The 19,348-nt window shown below is 67.0% G+C and carries 19 protein-coding genes; 7 read left to right on the top strand and 12 right to left on the bottom strand.

The window, feature by feature from the left end; all coding sequences use genetic code 11:
* Nucleotides 1-53: 53 nt before the first annotated feature.
* Both A6745_RS24865 and alaC read right to left on the bottom strand, forming a co-directional pair.
* Complete coding sequence (locus A6745_RS24865) at nt 54-1,358, bottom strand: homoserine dehydrogenase (protein WP_066134797.1); 1,305 nt, start codon at nt 1,356-1,358, stop codon at nt 54-56.
* A gap of 53 nt (nt 1,359-1,411) precedes the next feature.
* Nucleotides 1,412-2,647, bottom strand: coding sequence for an alanine transaminase (alaC, locus tag A6745_RS24860; protein ID WP_066133443.1), 1,236 nt, complete (start codon nt 2,645-2,647; stop codon nt 1,412-1,414).
* Between the two features lie 194 nt (nt 2,648-2,841).
* Here alaC and A6745_RS24855 point away from each other — a divergent pair, with 194 nt between their 5' ends.
* The 4 genes from A6745_RS24855 (at nt 2,842) to pdxA (ending at nt 6,617) form a co-directional block, all read left to right on the top strand.
* Nucleotides 2,842-3,297: an Mth938-like domain-containing protein gene (locus A6745_RS24855; protein WP_066133441.1), complete on the top strand. Its 456-nt coding sequence runs from the start codon at nt 2,842-2,844 to the stop codon at nt 3,295-3,297.
* Nucleotides 3,297-3,761 carry a peroxiredoxin gene (locus tag A6745_RS24850; RefSeq protein WP_066133439.1) on the top strand — a complete coding sequence of 155 codons (465 nt, stop codon included), beginning with the start codon at nt 3,297-3,299 and terminating at the stop codon, nt 3,759-3,761. Before A6745_RS24855 ends, A6745_RS24850 begins: the two co-directional genes overlap by 1 nt.
* An 88-nt stretch (nt 3,762-3,849) precedes the next feature.
* Nucleotides 3,850-5,589, top strand: coding sequence for a PhoH family protein (locus A6745_RS24845; RefSeq protein ID WP_066133434.1), 1,740 nt, complete (start codon nt 3,850-3,852; stop codon nt 5,587-5,589).
* A 2-nt stretch (nt 5,590-5,591) separates the two neighbouring features.
* A complete protein-coding gene (gene pdxA, locus A6745_RS24840; RefSeq protein WP_066133432.1) occupies nt 5,592-6,617 on the top strand; it encodes a 4-hydroxythreonine-4-phosphate dehydrogenase PdxA in 1,026 nt (341 codons plus the stop codon).
* A 19-nt stretch (nt 6,618-6,636) separates the two neighbouring features.
* Here the strand turns inward: pdxA and A6745_RS24835 are convergent, their stop codons facing one another.
* Together A6745_RS24835 and A6745_RS24830 are read right to left on the bottom strand one after the other, a co-directional pair.
* Nucleotides 6,637-7,314, bottom strand: a complete 678-nt coding sequence (locus A6745_RS24835; RefSeq protein WP_066133428.1) for an RraA family protein — start codon at nt 7,312-7,314, stop codon at nt 6,637-6,639.
* A gap of 25 nt (nt 7,315-7,339) precedes the next feature.
* The gene (locus A6745_RS24830; protein ID WP_066133425.1) at nt 7,340-8,305 is read right to left on the bottom strand and encodes a Bug family tripartite tricarboxylate transporter substrate binding protein; all 966 of its coding nucleotides are present in this window, start codon (nt 8,303-8,305) and stop codon (nt 7,340-7,342) included.
* Nucleotides 8,306-8,360: 55 nt separating this feature from the next.
* Here A6745_RS24830 and A6745_RS24825 point away from each other — a divergent pair, with 55 nt between their 5' ends.
* The 3 genes from A6745_RS24825 (at nt 8,361) to A6745_RS24815 (ending at nt 11,645) form a co-directional block, all read left to right on the top strand.
* Nucleotides 8,361-9,056, top strand: a complete 696-nt coding sequence (locus A6745_RS24825) for a GntR family transcriptional regulator (RefSeq protein WP_066133422.1) — start codon at nt 8,361-8,363, stop codon at nt 9,054-9,056.
* Nucleotides 9,057-9,148: 92 nt separating this feature from the next.
* A complete protein-coding gene (locus A6745_RS24820; protein WP_066133419.1) occupies nt 9,149-10,129 on the top strand; it encodes a bile acid:sodium symporter family protein in 981 nt (326 codons plus the stop codon).
* Nucleotides 10,130-10,622: 493 nt separating this feature from the next.
* Entirely contained in the window at nt 10,623-11,645 is a 1,023-nt protein-coding gene (locus A6745_RS24815; RefSeq protein WP_066133416.1) for an IS110 family RNA-guided transposase, read from the top strand.
* Between the two features lie 393 nt (nt 11,646-12,038).
* On the opposite strand, the gene A6745_RS24810 is transcribed toward A6745_RS24815, so the two are convergent.
* The 8 genes from A6745_RS24810 to A6745_RS24775 form a co-directional block, all read right to left on the bottom strand.
* On the bottom strand, nt 12,039-13,412 hold the full coding sequence (locus A6745_RS24810; protein ID WP_066133411.1) for a replicative DNA helicase: 1,374 nt from the start codon (nt 13,410-13,412) through the stop codon (nt 12,039-12,041).
* 199 nt (nt 13,413-13,611) lie between these two features.
* Nucleotides 13,612-14,067, bottom strand: coding sequence for a 50S ribosomal protein L9 (rplI, locus tag A6745_RS24805; protein ID WP_066133408.1), 456 nt, complete (start codon nt 14,065-14,067; stop codon nt 13,612-13,614).
* A gap of 14 nt (nt 14,068-14,081) precedes the next feature.
* Complete coding sequence (gene rpsR, locus A6745_RS24800) at nt 14,082-14,354, bottom strand: 30S ribosomal protein S18 (protein WP_156513536.1); 273 nt, start codon at nt 14,352-14,354, stop codon at nt 14,082-14,084.
* Between the two features lie 84 nt (nt 14,355-14,438).
* Complete coding sequence (priB, locus tag A6745_RS24795) at nt 14,439-14,762, bottom strand: primosomal replication protein N (RefSeq protein ID WP_066133402.1); 324 nt, start codon at nt 14,760-14,762, stop codon at nt 14,439-14,441.
* A gap of 44 nt (nt 14,763-14,806) precedes the next feature.
* Nucleotides 14,807-15,184 (bottom strand): 30S ribosomal protein S6, encoded by a 378-nt coding sequence (rpsF, locus tag A6745_RS24790; protein WP_066133401.1) that lies wholly within the window; start codon nt 15,182-15,184, stop codon nt 14,807-14,809.
* A gap of 308 nt (nt 15,185-15,492) precedes the next feature.
* A complete protein-coding gene (folE2, locus tag A6745_RS24785) occupies nt 15,493-16,290 on the bottom strand; it encodes a GTP cyclohydrolase FolE2 (RefSeq protein WP_066133399.1) in 798 nt (265 codons plus the stop codon).
* Nucleotides 16,291-16,525: 235 nt separating this feature from the next.
* Nucleotides 16,526-18,388: a 1-deoxy-D-xylulose-5-phosphate synthase gene (gene dxs / locus A6745_RS24780; RefSeq protein WP_066133396.1), complete on the bottom strand. Its 1,863-nt coding sequence runs from the start codon at nt 18,386-18,388 to the stop codon at nt 16,526-16,528.
* A 45-nt stretch (nt 18,389-18,433) separates the two neighbouring features.
* The gene (locus A6745_RS24775; protein ID WP_066133394.1) at nt 18,434-19,345 is read right to left on the bottom strand and encodes a polyprenyl synthetase family protein; all 912 of its coding nucleotides are present in this window, start codon (nt 19,343-19,345) and stop codon (nt 18,434-18,436) included.
* Nucleotides 19,346-19,348 lie beyond the last annotated feature (3 nt).

Below are 19,348 nucleotides of genomic sequence, written 5' to 3'. Positions count from 1 at the left end.
CTGGGCCGCCGCGGCGGGCTGGCAGGCCTGCCCGGCGGCGAGAAACGGAATGGTCAGGACAGATGCTCGACACGCAGGCGCGTGAGCTTGGAACGGACGAACGAGGTCGCCTCGATCTCGGCGATGGCCTGGTCCACGTCGCCTTCCCGCGCCTCGTGCGTCAGGAAGATGAGGTCGGCGCCACCGATGTGCGACGGCTGCTGGATCATGGAACCGATGGAAATGCCACGGTCGGCAAGGATGCGCGCGATGTCGGCCAGCACGCCCGGCTGATCGTCGACGCGCACGCGCAGGTAATACGAGGTGCTGACCTGTTCGATCGGCAGGATCTGCACGTCGGACAGCGCTTCGGGCTGGAACGCCAGGTGCGGCACGCGGTTGCCGGGATCGGCGGTGTGCAGGCGCGTGACGTCGACCAGGTCGGCCACGACCGCCGAGGCGGTGGGTTCCTCGCCCGCGCCCTGGCCGTAGTACAGCGTGGGGCCGACGGCATCGCCGCGCACCAGCACGGCGTTCATGGCGCCTTCGACGTTGGCCAGCAGGCGCTCGGCCGGCACCAGCGCCGGGTGCACGCGCAGCTCGATGCCTTCGGCGCGGCGCTTGGTGATGCCCAGCAGCTTGATGCGGTAGCCCAGGCGCTCGGCGTGGGAAATGTCTTCCTGCGCCAGTTGCGAGATGCCTTCGATGTAGGCGCGGTCGAACTGCACCGGCACGCCGAAGGCCAGCGAGGCCAGCAGCGTCAGCTTGTGCGCGGCGTCCACGCCTTCGACGTCGAACGTGGGGTCGGCCTCGGCGTAGCCCAGCCGCTGGGCCTCGGCCAGCACGTCGGCGAACGGCAGGCCGCGCGAACGCATTTCGGACAGGATGAAATTGGTGGTGCCGTTGATGATGCCGGCCACCCACTGGATGCGGTTGGCGGTGAGGCCTTCGCGGATGGCCTTGATGATGGGGATGCCGCCGGCGACCGCGGCCTCGAAGGCCACCATCACGCCGCGCGCGGAGGCCGCGGCGAAGATCTCGTTGCCGTGCTTGGCCAGCAGCGCCTTGTTGGCCGTGACCACGTGCTTGCCCTGCGCGATGGCTTCGAGCACCAGTTCGCGGGCCAGCGTGTCGCCGCCGATGAGCTCGACCACGATGTCGATCCGCGGATCGCGCACCAGCGCGTGGCCGTCGGTGGACACCTCGACGCCCTCGCCCACCTTGCTGCGCGCCTTCTCGACGTCGCGCACGGCGATGCGCGCGACCTCGATGCGCCGGCCCGCGCGGCGGGCGATCTCTTCGGCGTTGCGCGCCAGCACCGTCCAGGTGCCGCCGCCCACCACGCCCAGGCCCAGCAGGCCCACGCGCATGGGTTGCATGCCCTGCGCCGCGGGCGAGGACGAATCGGAATGAAGCATTTGTACAGCCTGAGTCATGGTTGAGCCTTCCTGTCGCCAAGCGACGCATCCCCAGGGACGGCCGCGCCCAGCAGCCCGTCCTTGCGGAACATTTCCTTGATACCGCGCACCGCCTGGCGGGTGCGCTGTTCGTTTTCGATAAGAGCGAAGCGCACGTATTCGTCGCCGTATTCACCGAAGCCCACGCCGGGCGACACCGCGACGCGGGCCTCGGACAGCACGCGCTTGGCGAACTCGAGAGAGCCCATGGCGCGGTACGGTTCGGGGATGCGGGCCCAGATGTACATCGAAGCCTTGGGGACTTCGACGTTCCAGCCCGCCTCGTGCAGGCCGCGCGCAAGCACGTCGCGGCGGTTGCGGTATTGCTCGACCACCTCGTTCACGCAATCCTGCGGGCCTTCGAGGGCGGCGATGGATGCCACCTGGATGGGCGTGAAGGTGCCGTAATCGTGGTAGCTCTTGATGCGCGCCAGCGCATTGACCAGCTCACGGTTGCCCACCATGTAGCCGATGCGCCAGCCCGCCATGTTGTAGCTCTTGCTCATGGTGAAGAACTCGACGGCGACGTCGCGCGCGCCGGGCACCTGCATGATGGACGGCGCCACGTAGCCGTCGAAGCAGATGTCGGCATAGGCCAGGTCGTGCACCACGAGGATGTCGTGTTCGCGCGCCAGGGCCACCACCCGCTCGAAGAACGCCAGGTCGACGCACTGCGCGGTGGGATTGCTCGGGAAGCCCAGAATCATCATCTTGGGCTTGGGGATGGACTCGCGCACCGCGCGTTCGAGTTCCTCGAAGAAGTCCACGCCGGGCGTCATGCGCACCGAACGGATATTGGCGCCGGCGATGACGGCGCCATAGATATGGATGGGGTAGCTGGGATTGGGCACCAGCACCGTGTCGCCCTGGTCGAGCGTGGCCAGCATCAGGTGCGCCAGGCCCTCTTTCGAGCCGATGGTGACGATGGCCTCGGCGTCGGGATCGAACTCGACGTGATAGCGGCGCTGATACCAGTCGCAGATGGCCTTGCGCAGCCGCGGGATGCCCTTGGACACGGAATAGCCATGCGTGGTGGGCCGCATGGAGGCCTCGACCAGCTTGTCGACGATATGCTTCGGCGTGGCGCCGTCGGGGTTGCCCATGGACATGTCGATGATGTCCTCGCCGCGGCGGCGCGCCGCCATCTTCAGCTCGCCCGTGATGTTGAACACGTAAGGCGGCAGGCGCTCGATGCGGGAGAACTTCCTCATGGGACAGGTCCTGGAAATGGGGCGGAAAAGAGAACGGGGACAGCGCGGGGAAATTACCCCGGGCAAACCCTGTAATCTAACGTAAGCGAGCACTGGCGGCAAATAGGAGCAAACCGTCTCCCGGCCCCCTTATTTCCCCTGCGGCGCAGCGTCGGCCGATGCGCTATCATCGGCACGTCTAGCGGAGTTTTTTATTGAAGCTGCATAACGATCCTGCGATGGCGCTCAATACCGTCACCGCCTATGGTGAAGGCTATATCGAGGTCAACCAGGTACGCTTTTCCCATTCGGTCGCCTTCGGTCCCGAAGGCAAGATCGCCGAGTGGCCGGCAACCTCGCCGGCCGACATCACTTCCGCCCTCCTGCTGCAGGCCGCCGGCGTGTCTGTGGCCGCCCGCGATCCTCTCTCGTTCCTGGACGAACCCGAACAGACGCCCGCCCGGCCCGCCAACGCGCCGGAAGTGCTGCTGGTGGGCACCGGGCGCCGCCAGCGCCTGCTGCCCCCGGACGTGCTGCGCCCGCTGCTGGCCGCCGGCATCGGGGTCGAAGCCATGGATACCGAAGCGGCCGCCCGAACCTACAACATCCTGATGGCCGAGGGGCGCCGAGTGATCGTCGCCCTGATCCCCACCGACGGAGCCTCCTCCTGATGACCGCCCTGATAGGCAAGCCCGCCCCGCTGTTCGTCGCCGAAAGCACCATCGGACCGCTCTCCCTCGAACAATGCCGAGGCCGGGCCGTGGTGCTGTATTTCTATCCCAAGGACAACACGCCCGGCTGTACCACCGAAAGCCAGGACTTCCGCGACGCGCACGCCGAATTCCTGTCGTCCAGCACGGTGGTGGTCGGCATCTCGCGCGACTCGCTGAAGTCGCACGAGAATTTCCGCAACAAGTACGAACTGCCCTTCCCGCTGATCGCCGATACGGACGAGACCGTCTGCAACCTGTACGGCGTCATCAAACAGAAGAACATGTACGGCAAGCTGGTGCGCGGAATCGAGCGCAGCACCTTCCTGATCGACGCCTATGGCGTGCTGGTGCAGGAGTGGCGCGGCGTGAAGGTTCCCAACCATGCGAAGGAAGTCCTGCAGGCCGCGCGCAGCATCGGCTGAGCGCGTTCCGCAGACCCCAGCAGGTCCCGTTTTTTCCAGGTCTCGTAGCCGCCCAGGGCCCACCGGCCCGCACAGGAGAGTGACGCGTATGCCGCTTCCGAAGTTGCCCACCCGCCCCGCCGCCATCCTGACCTTCCCCAAGGGCGAAGCCGCCCGCGCAGCAGTACGCAGCGAGAAGCCGGCGGCCCCCGCCGCCAATCTTTCCATGCAACCCGAACTGGCCGGCATGGCCGCGCTGCGCGCGCCGGTCGAGGACGACGACCTGATCGAGCCGCTGGACATGCCGCTGGCCCCCACGGCGCCCGCCGCCAGGCCGGCCAAGAGCAGGTCCTCGGCGCGCCAGCCCGCCAGCTCGCGCGCCGGCAAGACCGCGCAAGCGCCTGCCGCGGCGGCGGCCGAGCCCGCTGTCGCCCCGGCTCGCAAGTCCAAGGCGGCCACGCAGCCGGCCGTGCGCAAGCTGTTCGTGCTGGACACCAACGTGCTGCTGCACGACCCCAGCTCGCTGTTCCGCTTCGAAGAGCACGACATCTTCCTGCCGATGATGACGCTGGAAGAGCTCGACCACCAGAAGAAGGGCATGTCCGAGGTGGCGCGCAACGCCCGCCAGGTCAGCCGTTCGCTGGACTCGCTGGTGCAGGATATCGGCAACCTGGACGACGGCCTGGCGCTGTCCGCGCTGGGCAACAAGGACGCCACCGGCCGCCTGATGTTCCAGACGACGGCCATCCACAGCACCCTACCGTCCGACCTGCCGATGGGCAAGGCCGACAACCAGATCCTGGGCGTGGTGCGCGCCCTGCAAGAGAAATTCCCGCAGCGCGAGGTCGTGCTGGTGTCCAAGGACATCAACATGCGCCTGAAGGCCCGCGCACTGGGCATGCTGGCCGAGGACTACTACAACGACCACGTCCTGGAAGACAGCGACCTGATGTACACGGGCGTGATGCAGCTGCCCGAGGACTTCTGGAACCGCCACGGCAAGGACGTCGAATCGTGGCAGCAGGGCGGCACCACGTTCTACCGCATCCGCGGCCCGCTGTGCTCGCAGTTCATGGTCAACCAGTTCGTGTTCTTCGAAGGCCAGATGCCGCTGTACGCGCAGGTGCGCGAAGTCAGCGGCAAGACCGCCGTGCTGGCCACGCTGCGCGACTACACGCACGGCAAGAACAACGTGTGGGGCATCACCGCGCGCAACCGCGAGCAGAATTTCGCCATGAACCTGCTGATGAACCCCGAGTGCGACTTCGTGTCGCTGCTGGGCCAGGCGGGCACGGGCAAGACGCTGCTGGCGCTGGCCGCCGGCATCACGCAGGTGCTGGAAACCAAGCGCTATACCGAGATCATCATGACGCGCGTCACGGTGCCGGTGGGCGAAGATATCGGCTTCCTGCCGGGTACGGAAGAAGAGAAGATGATGCCGTGGATGGGCGCGCTCGAGGACAACCTCGACGTGCTGAACATGGGCGACGGCGAAGGCAGCGGCGACTGGGGCCGCGCGGCCACCATGGACCTGATCCGTTCGCGCATCAAGGTGAAGTCGCTGAACTTCATGCGCGGCCGCACCTTCCTGAACAAGTACCTGATCATCGACGAGGCGCAGAACCTGACGCCCAAGCAGATGAAGACGCTGGTCACCCGCGCGGGCCCCGGCACCAAGGTCATCTGCCTGGGCAACGTGGCGCAGATCGACACGCCCTACCTCACCGAAGGCAGCTCGGGCCTGACCTTCGTGGTCGACCGCTTCAAGGGCTGGCCGCATGCCGGGCACATCACCCTGCAACGCGGCGAGCGCTCGCGCCTGGCCGACTACGCCGGGGACGTGCTGTAGCGATGACGCACGACACGCCCGCCAGGGCAGACGCCGGCGCGCCCTCCGGGGCGCCCGTCGGCTTCACCATGGGCGATGCCGCCGGCATCGGCCCCGAGATCATCGTCAAGGCCTACGCCCAGGGGCTGCAAGCCCCGGCGGTGGTCTATGGCGACGCCGGCGCGCTGCGCCGCGCGGCGCAACTGCTGGGCGCCCGCATCGACGTGGTTGAAATCGAGTCGGCGCGCCAGGCCCGCCGGGAGGCGGGACGTATCGAGGTCGTGGCCTGCCACCCCGCCCTGCCCGCCGGCCTGCCCGCGGGCCAGGTCAGCGCGGCGGCCGGCGCGGCGGCCTACGCCTATCTGTGCGCGGCCATCGCCGAGGCCCAGGCAGGCGCCTTGCGCGCCATCGTCACGGCGCCGCTGAACAAGCACTCCATGCACCTTGCCGGCATCGACCAGCCTGGGCACACCGAGATCCTGGCCGAGAAATCGCACACCGCCGACTACGCCATGATGCTGGCCAACGACGAACTGCGCGTGCTGCTGGTCACCATCCACGTGGCGCTGGCCGACGTGCCGGCGCGCATCACGCCCGAGGCCGAGATCCGCGCCATCCGGCTGGCCGGCATCGCCTGCCGCCAGATGGGCATCGCCCGTCCGCGCATCGCCGTGGCGGGCCTGAATCCGCATGCGGGCGAGGACGGCAAGTTCGGCCGGGAAGACATCGACGTCATCGCGCCCGCCATCGCGCGGGCACGCGCCGAGGGACTGGATGCCTCGGGTCCGTGGCCCGGCGACACCATCTTCATGCGCGCGCGGCGCGGCGAGTTCGACATCGTGGTCGCGCAGTACCACGACCAGGGCCTCATCCCCGTGAAGTACCTGGGCGTGGACCACGGCGTGAACGTCACCGTGGGGCTGCCCTTCGTGCGCACCAGCGTGGATCACGGCACGGCGTTCGACATCGCCTGGCAAGGCGTGGCGGACCATGCCTCGCTGGTGGCGGCGTTCGACCTGGCGCTGGCGATGACGCCGCCGCCCTCCTGAACGGCGGCGCGCACGGCGTTCACTGCTTGCCGGCCTCCTGGTAGTCCGGGCTCTGCAGCGCATGGTACTGGTGGCGGACCCGCGCCTGGTCCAGCCGCTGGCCGGCCCGGATCGCATCGCGGATGGCCGACTCCTTGCGCGTGATGTCCTCCGCCACCTCCAGCAAGGCATCCTCGTGGCTGCGCGGCAATACCACCACGCCGTCGGCATCGCCTCGCACGATGTCGCCGGGATTCACCACCACCCCGCCGATCGTCACCGGCGCCTGCAAGGCCTTGAGCTGGATGCGGCCCTTGCCGGTACGCATCCACCAGTCGCGGCTGAAGATCGGATAGCCGATGCTGCGCGACAGCGCGACGTCGCGGCAGTTGCCGTCGATCAGCGTGCCGGCCATGCCGCGGCGGTGCGCCATCTCGGTCAGGATGTTGCCCCAGGTGCCGACGTCGTCACGGCCCCGGTTGTCGATGACGATGACGCTGCCGGGCTCGACGTCGTCGATGAATTCGCCGACGTTCCCGTCACCGGTCGTGGCCGGTTCGTATTGCACGGTAAAGGCCCGGCCCGTCATGCGGAAGGACGGGTCGCACGGCTTGATCCTGTAGCACTGCCCCGCGATGGACAGGCGGTCGAGCGCATCGCTCAACGATGCGCAATCGAGTTCCGCGGCGCGCGCGACGTTGCGGTCTTGTTGGGTCATGCGTATGGCTCCGTAGAAAGAAAGGTCAATCGACCTTGATGTTGGCGTTGCGGATGACGGGCTGCCACCGCGCGATGTCGGCATCGACCTGTTTGGCGAGTTCGGCCGGCGACAGATAGCTGGGCTGCGCCCCGGCGGCATCCAGCGACCGCACGACGGCAGGGTCCTTCAGGGCGTCGCTCACCGCCGCGGACAGCTTGTCGATGACGGGCTGCGGCGTCTTGGCGGGCGCGAAGAACGCCACCCAGGCCTCCAGCTCGAAGCCCGGAAAACCCGCCTCGGCCGCCGTCGGCACGTCGGGCAGCAAGGGCGAGCGCGTCTTGCTGGCAACCGCCAGCGCGCGCAGCTTGCCCGCCTTGATGAAACTGGCCACCGACGGCAACGTGGCGACGATGCTCTCGACATTGCCCGCCAGCACGTCCTGCACGGCCGGCCCCGCGCCCTTGTACGGCACGTGCACCACCTGGATCTGGTTGGTCTGCTTGAACAGTTCCATGCCCACGTGCGGCACGGACCCGTTGCCCGAGGTCGCGTAGTTCAGCTTGCCCGGATGGCTGCGCGCATATTCGACGTATTCCTTCAGGGTGTTCACCGGCACCGAGGGGTGCACCGCAACGACGTGCGGCGACACCACCAGCATGGCCACCGGCGCGAAATCGCGCACGGGGTCCCAATCCAGGTTCTTGAACATCACCGGATTGCCGACGTGGAACATCGAATAGCCCGCCAACAGCGTGTAGCCGTCCGGATTGGCGCGGGCCACGCTGTTGGCGGCGATGTTGCCGCTGGCGCCGGGCCGGTTCTCGACCACGATGGTCTGCCCCAGGCGCTTGGACATGGCCGGCGTAATGACGCGGGTGACCTGATCGATGATGCCCGCCGGCGGCACCGGCACGGTCACCATGATGGGGCGTTCGGGAAATTCCGCCAGGGCGGAAGTGGAAATGGCCAGGCAGAGCAAGGCCGCGGCGCCGCGCGCGAGTCGATTCATGGTTTGTCTCCTGTGGTACCGTTGGGTGTTTTTGTGGACGGCAGTAATAATCTACATGCTCGCTGTAATTACACAAGCCGCTGAATCTGGCGATGCCGCCCCGGCGCGGGCGACCAATACGCCCGAGCGCATCCGCGTCCTGATCGAACGCGAAATCGAGCGTGGCCGGCTGGCGCCGGGCGCGGCCCTGGACGAGAAAGCGCTGGCGCGCAGCTACGCGGTGTCGCGCACGCCCGTGCGCGAGGCCCTGCTGATGCTGGCCGCGCAGAAGCTGGTGAGCATCGTGCCGCGCGCGGGCACCTTCGTGCACCGGCCAGCGGCGGGCGAACTGATCGCGTTGCTGGAATTCCTGGGCGAGACCGAGGGCGTGGCGGCGCGCCTGGCCGCCAGCCGCATGGCGCCGGAGCAGCGCGAACGGCTGCGGACGCTGCACGAGCATTGCGCCCAACTGTCGGCGAACGGCGACCGCGTCGGCTACGAAGCCGCCAACCTGCAACTGCACGACGCCGTGCACCAGGGCAGCGGCAATGCGGTCATCATCGAACAGATCACCGGCGTGCGCCGCCGCCTGGCCAGCTTCCGACGCCACGTGTTCGATCGTCCCGGACGGCTGCAGACCTCGCATGCGGAACATGCGCCGGTCGTGGATGCGATCTGCGCGGGCGACCCGCAGGCCGCCGCCGACGCCATGCGCGATCACATCATCGGCAAGGGCAAGGCCTACGCCGACCTGGTCTTGACCAGCGGCTGAACGCATTTGCAAGCACGGCGATATCGCCCACGCCGCCGCGTGCGTGCCACTACAATACGCGCAGCCTATCCGTCCATCTCCCTCCTCATCTCATGTCACGCCTCACCCGCTTTCTGCCGGACCGCTTCACCCTCCTCCTGATCACTACCGTCATCATCGCCAGCCTGGTGCCCGCCCACGGCCAGGGCATCGTCATATTCGGCTGGATCACCAACCTGGCCGTCGCCGCGCTGTTCTTCCTGCACGGTGCGCGCCTGTCGCGCGACGCCATCGTCGCCGGCATCACGCACTGGCGCCTGCACGCCACGATCTTCTCGGCCACGTTCATCATGTTCCCGGTGCTGGGCCTGGCGCTCAAGCCGCTGCTGGAGCCCCTGGTCACGCCCGAGCTGTACCTGGGCATCCTGTTCCTGTGCTGCCTGCCGGCCACGGTGCAGTCGGCCATCGCGTTCACGTCGATGGCGCGCGGCAACGTGCCCGCCGCGGTGTGCAGCGCGTCGGCCTCCAGCCTGCTGGGCATCTTCCTGACCCCGCTGCTGGTCGGCACGGTGATCGCGCAGGCGGCCAGCGCGCCGATCTCGTTCGATGCCGTGGGCAAGATCATGCTGCAGCTGCTGCTGCCCTTCGTGCTGGGCCAGTTGCTGCGCCCCTGGATCGGCGCCTGGGTCACCAAGCGCAAGGCGATGCTGAAGTGGGTGGACCAGGGTTCGATCCTGCTGGTGGTCTACACGGCGTTCTCGGAAGCCGTCAACGAAGGCCTGTGGCAGAAGACGCCGGTGCCGGCGCTGCTGGGCCTGGTGGTGTGCTGCGTGGTGATCCTGGCGCTGGCGCTGATCGGTTCGCAATTGCTGGGCAAGTTGTTCGGCTTCGACCTGCCCGACCGCATCACGCTGCTGTTCTGCGGCTCGAAGAAGAGCCTGGCCAGCGGCATTCCCATGGCGCAGGTCATCTTCGCCGGCCAGGCCGTGGGCGCCATCGTGCTGCCGCTGATGCTGTTCCACCAGATCCAGTTGATGGTGTGCGCGGTGCTGGCCTCGCGCTACGCCAAGCGTCCCGAAGGCGAGGACGAGTAAGTCGTCTCGTGCCGGTGATGCGCGGGTCTTCTTCCGAGTGCTCGTGAATTCGAGTTCTTGGGACGCCCGCGTATGCCGGCGGGGCCGAGGCGGCCAAGTCGCTCGGCTCGGGCGCGCCATCAGGCGCCCTCGGCCCCCTGCGGGGGCTTCCCTCTCTCCAATTGGCCGCCTCGGCCCCGCCGGCATACGCGGGCTCGCATTATCTGCGGCTCCGAAGATCTCCGGCCGCGCATCCCTCATCTGCAAGAACTAGCGGCCGTCTCTGGTCGCGGGTTCAATTGCTGCTGCGAGCTTCGTGGGCGGCCATGCCGTCGAACCGACGCATGCTATTGGCGTGAGTCCTCGCCGAGGCGGTGGCGCGCGGGACGGCCAATTGGAGGAGGGGCAGTCCCGCGCAGCGGGACCGAGGGCAATGGGATGGACGCCCCACCTCTACGGCATCGATGTGCCAAAGTGACGGTGTCAAAGCCTCACTAACGAAGGGAGCGTCCGCATGAAGATTACCGCTATCGGCCTGGATTTGGCAAAGCAGGTGTTCCAGGTTCATGGAGTCGATGAGTCAGGCAAACCCGTGATCAGAAAGCGTCTGAAGCGAGATCAGTTGACAGCCTTCTTTGCGCAACTGCCGCCGTGCCTGGTGGGCATGGAGGCCTGCGCCAGCGCGCATCACTGGGCGCGGGTGCTGCGAGACCTGGGGCATGAGGTGCGGCTGATCTCTCCACAATTCGTCAAACCCTACGTGAAGTCCAACAAGAACGATGCCAATGATGCCGAAGCCATTTGCGAAGCGGTAGGCAGGCCCAGCATGCGATTTGTCGCCATCAAGAGCATTGATCAGCAAACCGTCTTGTCGATGCATCGAGCCCGCGAGGGGTTCGTCAAGGCGCGCACCGCCACGGGCAACCAGATCCGCGGCCTGCTGGCGGAGTTCGGATTGATCTTGCCGGCCGGATTGTCCAACCTTGGTCCGCGGGTGCCGGCCCTGTTGGAACAAGCCGCCGATCGCGTGGGGCCGGCGCTGATCCAGTTGATCGATCAACTCATGGACCACCTGAAATTACTGGATGCGCGCGTCAAGGAGCTGGAAAAAATGATCGCCAACTGGCATCGCCACGATCCCGTGAGCCAGCGCCTGGCCCAGATCCCGGGCATCGGCCCAATTACCGCCAGCGCCCTGGTGGCATCGGTCGCCGATCCCCGCTTGTTCAAGAACGGCCGTCACATGGCCGCCTGGATCGGCCTGGTGCCGCGCCAACACTCCAGCGGCGGCAAGTCCACACTGCTCGGCTTGAGCAAACGGGGCGACGGTTATTTGCGCCGCTTGCTTCTGCTGGGCGCGCAATCGGTGCTCATGCGCGTTCGCCAGCCCGGCGCCGCACCGAGCTGGGCCGGACAGTTACTTCAACGACGGCACGTCAATGTCGTCGCCGCCGCCCTGGCCAACAAGAATGCACGCATCGCATGGGCGCTCATGGCCAGACCCCAGGACTATGTCCCCTGCGACAACCTCACCTGAACCCAGGAGCCTGACGACACTCGACTCGCAGTACCGCAATCAGCACGTGCAACACTTCTCGATTGCCTTGAAACACTCGCAATAATGGCAATACAGGTCAGACCGTGGCCCCCAAAACCCGACTCAGGCGCAGCACTCCGAAGTGCGAGAGGGCGTTAGGGAGGGGGGCAGCAGATTCCATTAGGGGACAAGGCGCTTGCGCCACAAGCCCGGATGTACGGTTGCAATCTGTTCTGTCGTCATTACGCCTGTGAGCTTGGCAAACCCGGGGCGTCCATGTACGCCTGATGGCGCGCCCGAGCCCGACGACTTGGCCGACCCGCGCGCCACCGCCTCGGCGAGGACGCCCTACGAAGAAAGAACGATCTCGACCGAACAAGATCGCCCTCGCCATCAATACTGCTGCGCCGCCGTGTAGTTCAGGAAGCGCGTGCTCATGCCCTGGAAGGTCAGGCGCACCGTACCGATCGGACCGTTACGCTGCTTGCCGATGATGATCTCGGCCGTGCCCTTGTCCGGTGAATCGGGGTTGTAGACCTCGTCGCGGTAGATGAACAGGATCACGTCCGCGTCCTGTTCGATGGCGCCGGATTCGCGCAGGTCGCTCATCACGGGACGCTTGTTCGGACGCTGCTCCAGGCTTCGGTTCAGCTGCGACAGCGCGATCAGCGGGCAGTTCAGCTCCTTGGCCAGGCCCTTGAGCGAACGGCTGATTTCCGACACTTCGGTGGCCCGGTTCTCGCCGCTGCCGTTACCCGACATCAGTTGCAGGTAGTCGATGATGATCAGGCCCAGTTGGCCGCACTGGCGGGCCAGGCGGCGCGCGCGGGCGCGCACTTCCATCGAGCTGAGCGCGGGCGTCTCGTCGATGTAGACCTGCGCATCCTGCATCAGTTGCACGGCATGCGTGACGCGTGGCCAGTCTTCGGCGACGAGCTTGCCGGTACGCATGCGATGCTGGTCCAGCATGCCCACGGAGCCCAGCATACGCATGGCCAGTTGCACCGCGCCCATTTCCATGGAGAACACGGCAACGGGCAGGCCCTGCTCGATGGCCACGTGCTCGCCGATGTTCATCGAGAACGAGGTCTTGCCCATGGAAGGACGGCCCGCCACGATGATCAGGTCTCCGCCTTGCAGGCCCGAGGTCATCTTGTCCAGGTCGTCGAAGCCCGTGGGCACGCCCGTCACGTCGGAAGTGCTGTCGCGGTGATACAGCTCGTCGATGCGCTCGACCACCTGGCTGAGCAGCGGCTGGATCTCCTGGAAGCCCGCGGAACCCCGCTCGCTCTCCTGCGAGATCTTGAACACCTTGGACTCGGCCTCGTCCAGCAGTTGGCGCGCTTCCTTGCCCTGCGGATTGAACGCGGTGGACGAGATCTCGTCGGCGATGGACACCAGCTTGCGCAGCATGGAGCGCTCGCGCACGATCTCCGCGTAGCGGCGGATGTTGGCCGCCGACGGCGTGTTGTGGGCCAGCGCATTGATGTAGGCCAGGCCGCCCACGTCCTCGGACTTGCCGGCGCTGTGCAGCGACTCGTTGACCGTGATGACGTCGGCCGGGCGGGCCAGGCCGATCAGGCGCGCGATGTGATGCCAGATCAACTGGTGATCGTGGCGGTAGAAGTCGTCCTCGATCAGGACGTCGGCAATGCGGTCCCAGGCGGCGTTGTCCAGCAGCAGGCCGCCCAGGACGGCCTGCTCGGCCTCGACGGAATGCGGGGGAACGCGCAGGTATTCAAGCTGAGGATCGGCGGGAGTATTCATGGATGCAATAGTAACCCTGGGCGTTGCCGCCGGGTGCGCCCGGGCCCTGCGGCGAGGCGACAACGGAGCGCGGCGGCGGGCCGCCATCCTGGGGCGTCGCCATCACGGCAGACGAAAAGAAAAAAGCCGGCACAGGCCGGCTTGAGGTCGAAACCGGGGCCGTCTGCTGGCCCCGCCTCGAAACAGCACGAAGGATGGCTCAGGCCATTTCGCCTTCGACTTGCACGTTGATGTCGACCAGCACGTCGGGGTGCAGCGACACTTGCAGGGGGAACTCGCCAACGGTCTTCAGGTGACCGTTCATCAGGCGAACCTGCGACTTCTCGATGCCTTCGAAGCCGGACTTGCGCAGGGCTTCGGCGATGTCGGCGTTGGTGACCGAGCCGAACAGACGGCCGTCCACACCCGCCTTCTGGCTGATCTTCAGCTGGTAGCCGTTGACGCGCTCGCCCAGGGCCTGGGCAGCGGCCAGCTTCTCGGCCTGGACCTTTTCCAGTTCGGCGCGGCGGGCTTCGAATTCCTTCAGCGCGGCGTCGGTGGCGCGGCGCGCCATCTTTTGCGGGATCAGGAAGTTGCGGGCATAGCCGTCGCGCACGCGCACGACTTCGCCGAGGTTGCCCAGGTTGACGACTTTTTCGAGCAGGATAACTTGCATGTCAGCGCCCCGGATTAGTTGTGGTTGTCGGTGTAGGGCAGCAGAGCCAGGAAGCGGGCGCGCTTGACGGCCGTATCCAGTTGGCGCTGATAGATCGCCCGGGTGCCCGTCAGGCGAGCCGGAATGATCTTGCCGTTTTCTTGCACGAAGTCGCGCAGGGTGTCGAGATCCTTGTAGTCGATCTCTTCAACGCCGGCAGCGGTGAAGCGGCAGAACTTGCGGCGCTTGAACAGCGGGTTCTGCTGGGTGAATTTGCGTTTTTCCTTGCGTTTTCCGAAAGCCATGATTGATGCCTTTAGTTTGCTTGGGCCGGGAGCGCCGTGTCGGCCTCTCGCCTGCCCTGATCTGTATTGTCCGAACTGCCCGCGCCGTCATGCCACGGCAGGATCGACCCCGGCGCTGCCAGCGACTCGTCTCGCGCGCTGCAAATGCAGCTTGAGCTTTACCGAGTCCTTGCGCACCGGAGCCAGAAAGCCCTGTACGTGAAGGTCGGTGCCCAGCGGGACCTCTGCCAGCAACATCGCCAGGTCGCCCAATGCCACTGCGGCAATGGTGAGCGCGACGCGGCGCGGGTGACCTGCCTCGACGACGTCCGACTCGTGGGAGAACAGGAACTCGACCGCCGGCAATCCGCCTGGCGTATGGCGCATGGGTTCGCGTTCGAGAACGCGTACTTCCAACTCCACCGTGTTCATGCTGCGCTCCGCGAGCCGGCCGGAGGTTCGGCCGGTCGTCCTGCTTACTCGGCGGCCTGGGCCGCGGTCGCTTCAGCCGAAGCCTTGCGGGCTTCTTCGCGCTCGACCGACTTCATCATGATCGAAGCGGCGGCCGGCGCCTTCTTGGTCTTGATGACCAGGTGGCGCAGCACGGCGTCGTTGTAGCGGAACGAGTGCTCGAGTTCGTCCAGGGTAGCCTGGCCGCACTCGATGTTCATGCAGACGTAATGGGCCTTGACCAGCTTCTGGATCGGGTACGCCAGTTGACGGCGGCCCCAGTCTTCCAGGCGGTGCACGGAACCACCCTGGCCCGTCACCAGCGACTGGTAACGCTCGACCATGGCGGGCACTTGCTCGCTTTGGTCCGGATGGACGATAAACACTACTTCGTAGTGACGCATAGGGTAAGACTCCTTGAGGATGTCTTGCGGAAAACGGGACCCATTACCCATCGGGGTTCAGCGCCGCCGTTGTTGTTCCAGCATTGTTTCAACACGCTGCTTGAACAACCCAGGCGCTTCACCGGACACAGGCCTAAACCCCTGTCCGCCCGCCCGCAAGGGGCAGCCCGCCGCCAAAGAAACATGGCAGTCGAGCAAGAAAGCTTTCGATTATCGCCGAATTGTCACGCTATCGCAAGAAGCGCGTTGACAAACCGCAACGGCAAGCAAGAACGCGGGGGGCGCCCCCGGGTTCTCGCCAGAGGGGTTCAGCCCTCGACCACGGCGTAAGCCGAGTGGTTGTGGATGGACTCGAAGTTCTCGGCTTCGACGCGGAAACGCGCGATGCCGGGGTGCGCCTGCAGGCGGGCGGCCACGTCGCGCACCAGGTCTTCGACGAACTTGGGGTTGTCGTAGGCGCGTTCGGTGACGTACTTCTCGTCGGGACGCTTAAGCAGGCCCCACAGTTCGCAGGAAGCCTCGTCCTCGACCAGGCGGATGATCTGGTCCATGGCGATTTCGCCATCCACGATGGCCGACACGGTGACGTGCGAGCGCTGGTTGTGCGCGCCGTACTCGGAAATGGCCTTGGAACAGGGGCACAGGCTGGTCACCGGCACCTGCACCACGAGTTCGAACTCGACCTGCTGGCCGACGGCGCGGGCGATCCACTGGACTTCGTAGTCCAGCAGGCTTTGCACGCCGGATACGGGAGCCGACTTGTTGATGAAATACGGGAACGTGGTGGAGATGTCGCCGCGCTCGGCCTGCAGCAGGGGCAGCATCTCGCGCGCCATGTCGGCGAACGAGGCCGGCGTCATGGGGATGACGCGGTGCTTTTCGAGCAGGGCCACGAAGCGGGACATGTGCGTGCCCTTCTCTTCGGGCGGCAGCGCCACCGTCAGGGTCCAGGTGCCGACCGTGGGCTGCGCGCTGCCGTCGCCGGCCTGCACGAGCATGGGGTGGCGCACGCCGCGGATACCGACGCGCTGGATGGTGATGTGCCGCGTGTCGGCGGAGCTTTGCACATCGGGCATCACCACGGCGGGATCGATCGGGGAATTCATGTCGCTTACCTGTTCAGGGCGCGCCCGGGCACGCTCGCTGGAAACAAACTGGAGGGTCATTATGACCCAAATACGGGTTGGAGTCGGGGAAAACCCTTTTGGCGGTAGGCGCGTGGCGCCGCAACGGACGCGCTGGCGCCGCGGCGACCGACGAGGCGCCCCTTGGGGGCCATCCGGCGGCGGGGCGCGCGGCCGCAGAACGCCGCGCCTCGCCAGACGATGGCCTGGAAAGGCCTCAGGATTGCGCGTCGCCGAAACGGGTGCGGATCGAGGCCTCGATGCCAGCGGCGTCCAGCCCGACGCCAGCCAGCAGCGCGGCCTGGTCGCCATGATCGATGAACAGGTCGGGCAGGCCCAGCTGCAGCACGGGAATGGTGACGCCGGCTTCGTTCAGGGCCTCGGTGACGGCGCTGCCCGCGCCGCCCATGATGGCGGCCTCTTCCACCGTGACCAGCGCGTCGTGGCGCGCGGCCAGGTCGAGGATGAGCTCTCGGTCGATGGGCTTGACGAAACGCATGTCGGCGACGGTGGCGTCCAGCCGCTCGGCGGCCTGCAGGGCGGCCGGCACCAGCGTGCCGAAGCCCAGGATGGCGATGCGCCTGCCTTCGCGGCGCACCACGCCCTTGCCCATCGGCACGGCGTCGAGCGTTTCGCTGGTGGGCGCGCCCACGCCCGAACCGCGCGGATAGCGCACGGAGGCCGGCCCCGGATGGAGATAACAGGTGGTCAGCAGCAGGCGGGTCTCGTTCTCGTCGGACGGCGTGGCCACCACCATGTTGGGGACGCAGCGCAGATAGGCGATGTCGTAGTTGCCGGCGTGCGTGGCGCCGTCGGCGCCGACCAGGCCGGCGCGGTCCAGCGCGAACGTGACGTCCAGGTTCTGCAGGGCCACGTCATGGATCAGTTGGTCGTAGCCGCGCTGCAGGAAGGTGGAGTAGATGGCGACCACCGGCTTCTGTGCTTCGCAAGCCAGGCCGGCGGCGAAGGTGACGGCGTGCTGCTCGGCAATGCCCACGTCGAAGTAGCGTTGCGGGAAACGCTGTTCGAACTCGACCATGCCGCTGCCCTCGCGCATGGCGGGCGTGATGCCGACCAGGCGGGAATCCTGCTGGGCGGTGTCGCACAGCCACTGGCCGAACACCTGGGTGAAGGTCTTCCTGGAAGGCGTCTTGGCCTTCTGGATGCCTACCGCGGGGTCGAACTTGCCCGGGCCGTGATACAGCACGGGATCGGCCTCGGCCAGCTTGTAGCCCTGGCCCTTGCGCGTGACCACGTGCAGGAACTGCAGGCCCTGCAACTGGCGCAGGTTCTGCAGCGTGGGCACCAGCGCGTCCAGGTCGTGGCCGTCGATGGGACCGACGTAGTTGAAGCCGAACTCTTCGAACATCGTGGCCGGCGTGACCATGCCCTTGGCATGCTCTTCGAAGCGGCGCGCAAGTTCGAGCATGGGCGGCACGTGCTGCAGCACGGCGCGGCCGACGTTGCGCGCGGTCGCGTAGAAGCGGCCGGACATCAGGCGCGCCAGGTAGCGGTTCAGCGCGCCCACGGGCGGCGAGATCGACATGTCGTTGTCGTTGAGCACCACCAGCAGGTTGACGTCGGGCGTGACGCCCGCGTTGTTCATGGCCTCGAACGCCATGCCCGCCGACATGGCGCCGTCGCCGATGACGGCGATGTGCTGGCGCGGGATGCCCGCATTGCGCGAGGCCACGGCCATGCCCAGCGCGGCCGAGATGGACGTGGACGAGTGCGCGGTGCCGAAGGCGTCGTATTCGGATTCGCTGCGCTTGGGAAAGCCCGAGATGCCGTCCTGCTGGCGCAGCCGGGCCATGCCGTCGCGGCGGCCGGTCAGGATCTTGTGCGGGTAGGACTGGTGGCCGACGTCCCAGACGATGCGGTCGTGCGGGGTGTCGAACACGTAGTGCAGCGCCAGCGTCAGCTCCACCGTGCCCAGGTTGGAAGACAGATGGCCGCCCGTGCGCGAGACCGAATCGAGCACGAAGCCACGCAGTTCGTCGGCCAGGCGCTTGAGTTCGCGGCGGTCGAGGCGCCGGAGTTCTGCGGGGGAAGCGATGCGGTCCAAAAGATCTGTGGTCATACCTGGGAGTCGGATATCCGGTGCGCGGACCAGCCGCGCGTTGTGTCAACGGTCGCGCAGAACGATGAAGTCGGCCAGTTGCGCCAGCCGCGCTCCGCCCTCGCCCAGCGGCTCGAGCGCGCGATGGGCGGCTTCGCCCAGTTCATGCGCGAAGCGGCGGGCCTCGGCGAGGCCCAGCAGCGAGACGTAGGTAGGCTTGTTGTCGGCGGCGTCCTTGCCGGGCGTCTTGCCCAGGCTGGCCGAATCGGCGGTGACGTCCAGCACGTCGTCGACCACCTGGAAGGCCAGGCCGACGGCCTGCGCATAGGCGTCCAGCGCCTGGCGCACGCTGGAGCTGGCGCCGGCCACGATGCCGCCCAGCGAGACGCTGCACGCCAGCATGGCGCCCGTCTTCATGCTGTGCATGGTTTGCAGTTCTTCGCGGGACAGGGTGCGGCCCACGCTGCCGAGATCGATGGCCTGGCCGCCCGCCATGCCCAGGCTGCCGGCCGCGCGGGCCAGCACACGGGTGGCCTGCAGCCCCAGCGCCGGCGCGATGGGCATCTCGGCCAGCAGTTCGAAGGCCAGCGGCTGCATGGCGTCGCCGGCCAGCATGGCGGTGGCCTCGTCGAACTGCACGTGCGTGGTGGGACGGCCGCGGCGCAGCGTGTCGTCGTCCATGCAGGGCAGGTCGTCGTGCACCAGCGAGTAGGCGTGGATCAGTTCGACGGCGGCCGCGGCGCGGTCCAGCGAAGCGTCGACGGCAACCGTGCTGCCGCTGATGGGGCAGGCATGGCCGGCCGCGTAGACCAGCGCCGCGCGCACGCGCTTGCCGCCGCCCAGCACGGCATAACGCATGGCGTCGTGCAGGCGGGCCGGGGCGGTGCCGGCCGCAGGCAGCAGCTCGTCGAGCACGTGTTCGACGTGCTCGGCGCATTCCTGCAGCCAGTCCGCGAAGGCGAGTTGATTCTGCTTCATGCG

Source organism: Bordetella ansorpii (genome assembly GCF_900078705.1).
Classification (GTDB): domain Bacteria; phylum Pseudomonadota; class Gammaproteobacteria; order Burkholderiales; family Burkholderiaceae_B; genus Bordetella; species Bordetella ansorpii_A.
The sequence above is the reverse complement of the archived record's forward strand: the minus strand, read 5'-3'. Positions and strand labels throughout refer to the sequence as shown.